This is a genomic window from Pseudomonas sp. SDT291_1_S447, assembly GCF_054070155.1.
Map to the genome: position 1 here is coordinate 23,899 of NZ_JBSVXS010000064.1, position 7,580 is coordinate 31,478.

General features: G+C 57.6%; 8 protein-coding genes. 2 read left to right on the top strand and 6 right to left on the bottom strand.

The features are described 5' to 3' along the window. Positions 1–25: 25 nt before the first annotated feature. From ACW9IR_RS19000 to ACW9IR_RS19020, 5 genes are all read right to left on the bottom strand, one after another. Positions 26–433, bottom strand: coding sequence for an SEL1-like repeat protein (locus ACW9IR_RS19000; RefSeq protein WP_007919747.1), 408 nt, complete (start codon positions 431–433; stop codon positions 26–28). Next, a complete protein-coding gene (locus ACW9IR_RS19005) occupies positions 434–805 on the bottom strand; it encodes a hypothetical protein (RefSeq protein WP_003223109.1) in 372 nt (123 codons plus the stop codon). It abuts the gene before it with no gap. Then, positions 802–1,143 carry a helix-turn-helix domain-containing protein gene (locus tag ACW9IR_RS19010; RefSeq protein ID WP_095119981.1) on the bottom strand — a complete coding sequence of 114 codons (342 nt, stop codon included), beginning with the start codon at positions 1,141–1,143 and terminating at the stop codon, positions 802–804. Before ACW9IR_RS19010 ends, ACW9IR_RS19005 begins: the two co-directional genes overlap by 4 nt. A gap of 112 nt (positions 1,144–1,255) precedes the next feature. Further along, positions 1,256–1,711, bottom strand: coding sequence for a YkvA family protein (locus tag ACW9IR_RS19015; RefSeq protein WP_016987828.1), 456 nt, complete (start codon positions 1,709–1,711; stop codon positions 1,256–1,258). Between the two features lie 294 nt (positions 1,712–2,005). Further along, positions 2,006–2,722, bottom strand: coding sequence for an FKBP-type peptidyl-prolyl cis-trans isomerase (locus ACW9IR_RS19020; protein ID WP_007919751.1), 717 nt, complete (start codon positions 2,720–2,722; stop codon positions 2,006–2,008). A 269-nt stretch (positions 2,723–2,991) separates the two neighbouring features. Between ACW9IR_RS19020 and ACW9IR_RS19025 the strand changes: the two genes are divergently transcribed. Both ACW9IR_RS19025 and ACW9IR_RS19030 read left to right on the top strand, forming a co-directional pair. Next, positions 2,992–4,800: a di-heme-cytochrome C peroxidase gene (locus ACW9IR_RS19025; protein WP_457464642.1), complete on the top strand. Its 1,809-nt coding sequence runs from the start codon at positions 2,992–2,994 to the stop codon at positions 4,798–4,800. Continuing rightward, positions 4,797–5,960 (top strand): catalase family protein, encoded by a 1,164-nt coding sequence (locus ACW9IR_RS19030; protein ID WP_457464644.1) that lies wholly within the window; start codon positions 4,797–4,799, stop codon positions 5,958–5,960. Before ACW9IR_RS19025 ends, ACW9IR_RS19030 begins: the two co-directional genes overlap by 4 nt. On the opposite strand, the gene ACW9IR_RS19035 is transcribed toward ACW9IR_RS19030, so the two are convergent. Beyond that, a complete protein-coding gene (locus ACW9IR_RS19035) occupies positions 5,942–7,324 on the bottom strand; it encodes a hypothetical protein (protein ID WP_457464646.1) in 1,383 nt (460 codons plus the stop codon). The genes ACW9IR_RS19030 and ACW9IR_RS19035 overlap by 19 nt on opposite strands. Positions 7,325–7,580 lie beyond the last annotated feature (256 nt).

A 7,580-nucleotide genomic window follows, 5' to 3' on the forward strand; every position in this document is an offset into this window, starting at 1 on the left:
GTTTACCGGACGGACACAAATGGATTTACTGCGTTGAATCCCGAGCGCTCAACTCTTTCAATTTGAGCTCAGCCAACGGGTGCCCGGCTTTGGCAGCCATCCCCCACCAGCGTGCGGCTTCGACAGGGTCCGGGAGTTTACCCAGCGTCCCGGCCAGACTGATCACACCGACCTGATAAGCCGCTTTGCCATCGCCTGCGAGCGCCGCCAACCGCAACAGGCGCACACCTTCTTCACGCGCGCCCAGGCCGACACCGCGAAAGGTCAGGATGTGCCCATAGAAGCTCTGCGCGCCGACATCGCCAAGGTTGGCCATGCGCGCAAACTGACCTTCGAGCCAGCGCCAGCCTCGTGGTTGGCGGACAAACCACGACCAGTGAAACAGCCTACGGGCCAGCCAGTAACTGGCTCGCGCCTTGAGTCGTAAAAACACTCAGGCCTCCGCCGATTCCGGGTACTCGTATTCAAAAACGCGGACAACTTCCGAGGCATGCCAAGAGGCCGCAGCAACACCATCCGACGGCCCTGAAAAACGTCCCAGACGTTCAACGCACTCAAAGAAACCGGTGCGTGGCAGGCGACTCGCACCTTGGCTGATCACCAGTGAACTGCGCAACGGTTGTTCGGCCTTGGCATCCAGCGCGGCCAGATGCTCAAGCGCGGCAGTCAAGGTTTGCATGGCCGGTGTCGGCAATTGCAACCGCTCGAGCAAGGCCCGATAAGTCAGCAGATGGCGCTGACGGCGCGCCTGATCCAGTTCTCCGAGCAATCCGTCCCAATGTTGACGACTGATGCGTACGCTCACGATTCATCCCTCCACCCTGGCACCGTCAATTCCCAGGCCAGGCTGCGGCGAATCGCGGCGTCAGGCTGACGCTCGCCACTTTCGATCATGGCCAGATAAGACGGGCTGATGCCTACCGTGCGGGCCAGCGCCTCAATGGCGATGCCCTTCCCTTCGCGCAAACTGCGTAGTTGATCCAGGCCTGGAAGAATCGGGTCTGGTGTGGCCGCGAGCGGCGTGACTGCCGGACGCGACGGTGTTTCGTTGATGCCTGCTGCTTTTAGTAGAGCCTGATACTGAGCCCACGGCAGAACCGCGTATTCGGGTTCGCCATCGCGTGCAATTATCTGAATATCCATGACTACCCCGTAGGACAACAACACTTAGCGAGTCGGCACTTTTCCCTAGAAGTGTAATCCTAACAGCGGCCAAGGTCGCGGGGGGTATCTATCTGTACGAGGGTATTGATAATCAGGTTTTTTTCGGCCCCTGAAGTTGCAGTTGTTCGGGGGTATCCGGCAGGCGTTCGACGACGGCGAGTTTTTCCGGCTGCTGACGGTTGCGCCAAAGACGAAAAGCATTGAGTTCATCGTCGAGGGTTTTCATCAGCCAGGCGAGGACGGCAATGTCGTCGAGCATGCCGAACACCGGAATGAAATCCGGAATCGCATCGACCGGACTAAGGAAGTACATCAACCCCGCCACGACCGAAATCAATGCTTTGCCACTGATGGCCCGATACTCGCCGCGCCAATAGGCCAGGCACAACGCCTGGAGTAAACGTAAGTCGTCCTTGAGTTTACCGAGGCGATTGCCTTGCGCGGCGCCTTTGCTGGCGACCGCAAACAATAAGGTCGGCAAGCGGCCGCGTGCCAGCAGGCGACCGGCCAGGGGCAGGAATCGAGCGAAATTCCACGGAGCTTTCATCTATTCCTCCCGTTGAAATGTTATCCACACAAATTGTGGATAACCTTGTGAACAGAGCTGCATTTCAGCGCTGAAAGCCCCGTTTCATAAGGGCTGCGCTCAGATCGGGCGTTTTTTACTCACATAAAAAACCCCAATATTTCATTGACTTGGCTGCTCAGGGCGGCTAGCGCGGGCAGCCTCAATGGCTATGACTCTCGCGACCGGCATCGGTTCGCTCTGTTTACCCTTGCCAGACTCCAGATGCAACAACGCCCCGCATAAGCGAGGCGTTGTTGTTGAAGCCTTTACCAATTACTTGGCAGCAGCAGCTTCTTTGGCTGGATCCTTGATGGCCAGCAGTTCAAGGTCGAAGACCAGAACCGAATTGGCCGGGATTGCCGGGCTTGGCGACTGAGCGCCGTAAGCCAGATCGCTAGGGATGTACAGTTTGTACTTCTCGCCAACGTGCATCAGTTGCAGACCTTCAACCCAACCCGGGATCACGCCGCTTACCGGCAGATCGATCGGGCTGCCGCGCTCGACGGAGCTGTCGAATACGGTGCCGTTGGTCAGCTTGCCGGTGTAGTGAACAGTCACTACGTCAGTCGGCTTAGGCTGTGGGCCGTCGGCTTTCTTGACCACTTCGTACTGCAGACCCGAAGCGGTGGTAGTCACACCGGCTTTCTTGCCGTTTTCTTCGAGGAATTTCTTGCCGGCGGCTGCCGACTCTTCGCTCATCTTGGCCATGCGCTCTTCAGCACGCTTTTGCAGTGCAGCGAAGGCTTCGACCAGTTCTTCATCTTTCAGCTTCTGTTCTTTCTTGCCAACGGCATCTTCGATGCCCTGGGCTACCGCTTTGGAGTCCAGATCATCCATGCCTTCCTGAGCCAGGCTCTTGCCCATGTTCAGGCCGATACCGTAGGAAGCTTTTTGCGCCGGGGTTTTCAGCTCTACGCTGGTCTGCGAATCACAACCCGCGAGGACCAGGCTAACCAGGGCAACCGCCGCCGCCAACCGATGCTGTTTCATGCTATTTCCTTGTTCATGCGCCGAAAGGGCAATCGAGTAAAGCCGCGAGCTTATCAGGCCGCCACGACCAATGGCTACCGGCATGAGAGCAGGAAACTTCCGATAAGTTCAGGGATTAAAACGCATTGGCGCGAAGCGACGATGAAGCTTCTGTCATCTTGTCCCGACAATCAGCGTCGTTTCTTCCTGCATCATCTGGCGTAATGGCCACTTGCCGCATAGTGCAGGCTCAGGCATAACAGCGGAACAATTCGACAAGGATGTTTATCTTGCGCCTTTTATTCCGTGTGCTGACCCTGATCGTCGTGCTGCTGGGACTCGTGCTCGCAGTGGTGCTGTATTACGTCGCCAACCCGAAATTGCCTTTCTATACCCCCGCCGAGCAGGTGCATTACCTCGATCAGTGGAGTGACGAAGACCGGCAAACCTACTATTTCACGCCTCAGGGTACGCAGGTCAAAGGCCTGCGCTATGAGTGGTTCCAGGCGTTGGAACTGCCCTTCTCGGCGCAACGTTTCGCCTCGCCCGATTACCTCGCGCGTTTCGGTTTTCTGATTGATCCGCAGCAGAAAGCCACGGCGAACAATCCGGGTAACCTCCCCGTCGGTTTTGCCCGGCACCAGAATCCCGGCAGCTCCGAGCAATATCTGGACATCACTTGCGCCGCTTGCCACACCGGCGAATTGCGTTTCAAAGGCCAGGCCGTACGGATCGACGGCGGTACCGCGCAACATGTGTTGCCTTCCAGTGTTCCTACTTTGCGCGGCGGAAGTTTCGGACAGGCTCTAGTGGCAAGTCTGACCTCGACTTACTACAACCCATGGAAATTCGAACGCTTTGCCAGAACCGTGCTGGGCGACGAATACGACGCGCGCCACGAGCAATTGCGCAAAGACTTCAAAACTTCACTGAACACATTCCTTAAAGTCGCCTGGAACGATACCCATCGCGGCCTCTACCCGACCGAAGAAGGTCCCGGCCGCGCCGATGCTTTTGGACGCATTGCCAACGCGACATTTGGCGATGCAATTTCCCCCGCCAACTACCGCGTGGCCAATGCCCCGGTGGATTACCCGCAGCTCTGGGACATGTGGACGTTCGATTGGGTGCAGTGGAACGGCTCGGCGCAGCAGCCGATGGCGCGCAACATCGGCGAAGCGTTAGGCGTCGGCGCCACCCTGAATTTTTTCGATGGCAACGGCCAGCCGCTGCAAGGCACTGCACGCTATGCCTCCAGCGTGCGCGTGCGTGATTTGCACAAGATCGAAGAAACCCTGCAAAAGCTCAAGCCGCCCGCTTGGCCAGAGGAGCTGCTTGGCGCCATCGACAAACCAATGGCAGCCAAGGGGCGCACGCTGTTTGCCGAGAATTGCGCCGGTTGTCACGTACCGCGCCAGACGCAGGAAGGTCAGCGCTGGGTGCAGCATTTGCACATGCTGCCGGTCGATGTCATCGGCACCGACCCGACCGCCGCGAACAATATCGCCAGCCATCGTTTCGATTTGACATCCCTGCAGTGGGATCTGAAAGAACTTGAAAAAATGGACGTCAAACTGCATCCCACGCCCAAGGAGCCACTGGATCTGAGCCAGTTGTCAGTGGCCAAAGGCCTGGCTTACGTCACCGCCTTCGTCGAGGATCGCGCCTACCGCGAAGCCAACGTCACGCCACAGGAGAAACCACAGCTGGACGGTTTCGGCCTGCCGATCGGTGTGCGTGAAAAAGTCGCTTACAAGGCCCGCCCGCTGGCCGGTGTCTGGGCCACCGCGCCGTTTCTGCACAACGGTTCGGTGCCGAGCATCTATCAGTTGCTGTCGCCGCAGGATGAACGCGTCACGACCTTTTTCAAGGGCAGCTTCGAATACGATCCGCGACATCTGGGTTATCGAAGCGAGGCCTTTACCAATGGTTTCCTGTTCGACACGCGCATCACTGGCAACCACAACAGCGGCCATGAATTCCGCGCTGGCGAACGCAGCAACGGCGTGATTGGCCGGCTGCTGCAGCCCGAAGAACGCTGGGCGTTGCTTGAGTACCTGAAAGTTCTCGGCGGCCCACTGGAGGCGCAACTGCCATGATCTCGGCCTTCAAGAAAGAACTGCCGCTGTTGGCCAGAGTCTGGTTGTGGCTTGGACGCCTGCTTGGCAAAGTCCTGCTGATAATGGTCGTCATCAGCCTCCTCGGCTGGGCCACTGCCACGGCATGGTTTGCCTGGCAGCACCGCGGCCCGGTTTCGACGCTGGAGCAGATTCCGCCCGGTGAAGCCGCGATGACTCAGGACGTGATTCAGACTGCCGTGCGCATCGTCGATCAACATCGCGAAAGCACACGGTATCTGCGCGACGCACATGCCAAGGCGCACGGCTGCGTCAAGGCTCAGGTGCAGGTTCTGCCGGAACTGGCGCAGTCGCTGCGCCAGGGCGTATTCAGTGAGCCAGGCAAAACCTGGCAGGCAATGATTCGCCTGTCCAATGGCAATGCCTACCCACAGTTCGACAGCATCCGCGACGCCAGGGGCATGGCGATCAAACTGCTGGACGTTTCGGGAAAACAGTTGCTCGACAACCGTCAGGCAGCGCATGAACAGGATTTCGTGATGTTCAGCCATCCGAACTTCTTTGTCAGTGATGTCGCCGAGTATCGTCAGAATGTGGCAGCGCAGGCTGACGGCAAGAAGGTCATGGCGTTTTTCCCCGGATGGGACCCGCGCAGCTGGCAGATCCGTCATTTGTTTATTGCCCTGGCAACATTGTCGCCGCCGCCGGACAGCCCGACGGCGACTACATACTTTTCGGTTTCGCCCTACAAATTCGGCGACGCGAATGCAAAGTTTCGTGTAGCACCCGATCCGGACAATTGCCCCGCTTACACATTGCCCAAACAGAACCACGACCTGCCGAACTTCCTGCGCAGCGCGCTGAATCAGCAGTTGTCGACGGATCGGGTACCGGCCTGTTTTATGCTGCAAATCCAGCGCCAGGATGCCAATAAATACATGCCGATCGAAGACACCAGCATCGAATGGCGTGAGCAGGATTCGCCTTTCGAAACCGTAGCGCGAATCACGCTGCCGCCGCAGGATTTCGATGATCCGGCGCTGAATCTGCAATGCGACAACCTGTCGTTCAATCCTTGGTTTGGCGTTGAGGCGCATCGCCCGATCGGCGGCATCAACCGGCTGCGCAAAGCGGTGTACGAGGCAATTAGCGACTATCGCCATCAACGCAACAGCGAATGATCCGTATGGTGCGTGCGGGCAACAATACTGGTCGATGCCGTGATCCTTCCCATGGTGGGCCAGGTCTTGCTCGGGAACAGAACACTGAGGATCCCGGCGTCGGCAACTTTGTCGACAAATATCGTTGGCGTGATCCCGCCAGTGATCAACTTCTGCTCAAGGCCTTGCGCCAGTTCGACAAGCAGCGCGCGGACCTTGGGCATGACCGGCTTGGCGAAACGTAGCACCGCCCCATCGCAGGTGATGGCGAAAACACGTTGATGAGGCGCCATGATTACATGGTCCAGACTGACCTTGAGGTCCGCTGCAGAGAAGAAATTCTGCTGAAGGTCCACTTCGCTCGGAGCCAGACGTGCCGATGGTAATGGCTGAATCGAATGGTAAATGCCATGCACACGAAATTCGCGGGGGATCAATGGATTGCCGTGCTGATCCCTGGGAAACAGTAGTGCCCGGTCGAAGCTGGCGTAAGGGCTGGAAACCGGTTCGGTCAGGATAAAAAAATCACTGACATTATGTTTGAGGATGAAGCCGACATTTGGCTGCGCTGCCGTCGACTCAGGTAATTTGGTATGCAGATAAAGCGCGACATCCTTGGCATCCCGAAAGATCGGCCCGAAGATCGGCATTGCTGAGTTTGCCGGCTGTACTTGCAGGATATCCGTCCTCCAGCTGGCGTTGAGGTGGCCGCGGTGCCGCCAGAGATCACCGGTTACGACGACCGTTGTTGTTCCGGCGGCCAACGTCAGCAAGATCCACAGGCTGCTTGGAATCGAACCATCTTCATACAACTCCTCGAATCGTCGAGGCTGACCGTTACTTTTCCTGGTAAGTCGCGGCGAAAGCTCCTGTTCAAACGACGAGTTTTTCGATGTGTATGACAGCAGCCCTCCATTACGCGCGGATAGATAGCATTTCGCGAATTTTCGGTGCGTATTCATCACTTCCGACAAATCCGAGATTGCGAAGAAACGATTACGCTGAATCCATTCGGTTGTGGCCTCATCGGCACCTTGCGCTTTCACCGGACGGGCGTGAAAACTCGCCTCAAGGGTGAGTCCGCTCGGGACAATCAGCTCCCCCGACGCGCTGACGACTACACCGGGTATGCCATGTTGCCCGGTGGTTGCGTCGCTCTGCTGGTTCTTGTCGTCGGCCATCGGCGCATCTATACGCTCTGCGCAAATGAATCGTGCATCAACGGTTTTCAGAATGAACCCGTTGAATTCGCCGTTTCGCGGGGCCTTCAACAGGCCGTGCAGGCAGGCAGCGGCGTCATCGCTGGAAAGAAAGGCTGGACTGGATGACAGGAACGACAGCGCTTGGCCGTCATCGGCGGCAGAAGTTTCAGCAAGATTTGGCATTGGATTGGCTCTCGTCGGGCAATTGGCTGGCTCTATGACGTAAAAGCGTCATGAAGAACATTGCTCATTGTCCGAAAGCGACGGAACCGGCAGGCACTACATAGTTATGGGTCGCGAAAAATACCCAAATCCCAGACAGCAAAAAGCCCGCACAAGGCGGGCTTTCTGTGGTGATCTGGCGTTCAGTGTTCCAGATTACCGAATATGGCGCAGCGGACGGGACTCGAACCCGCGACCCCCGGCGTGACAGGCCGGT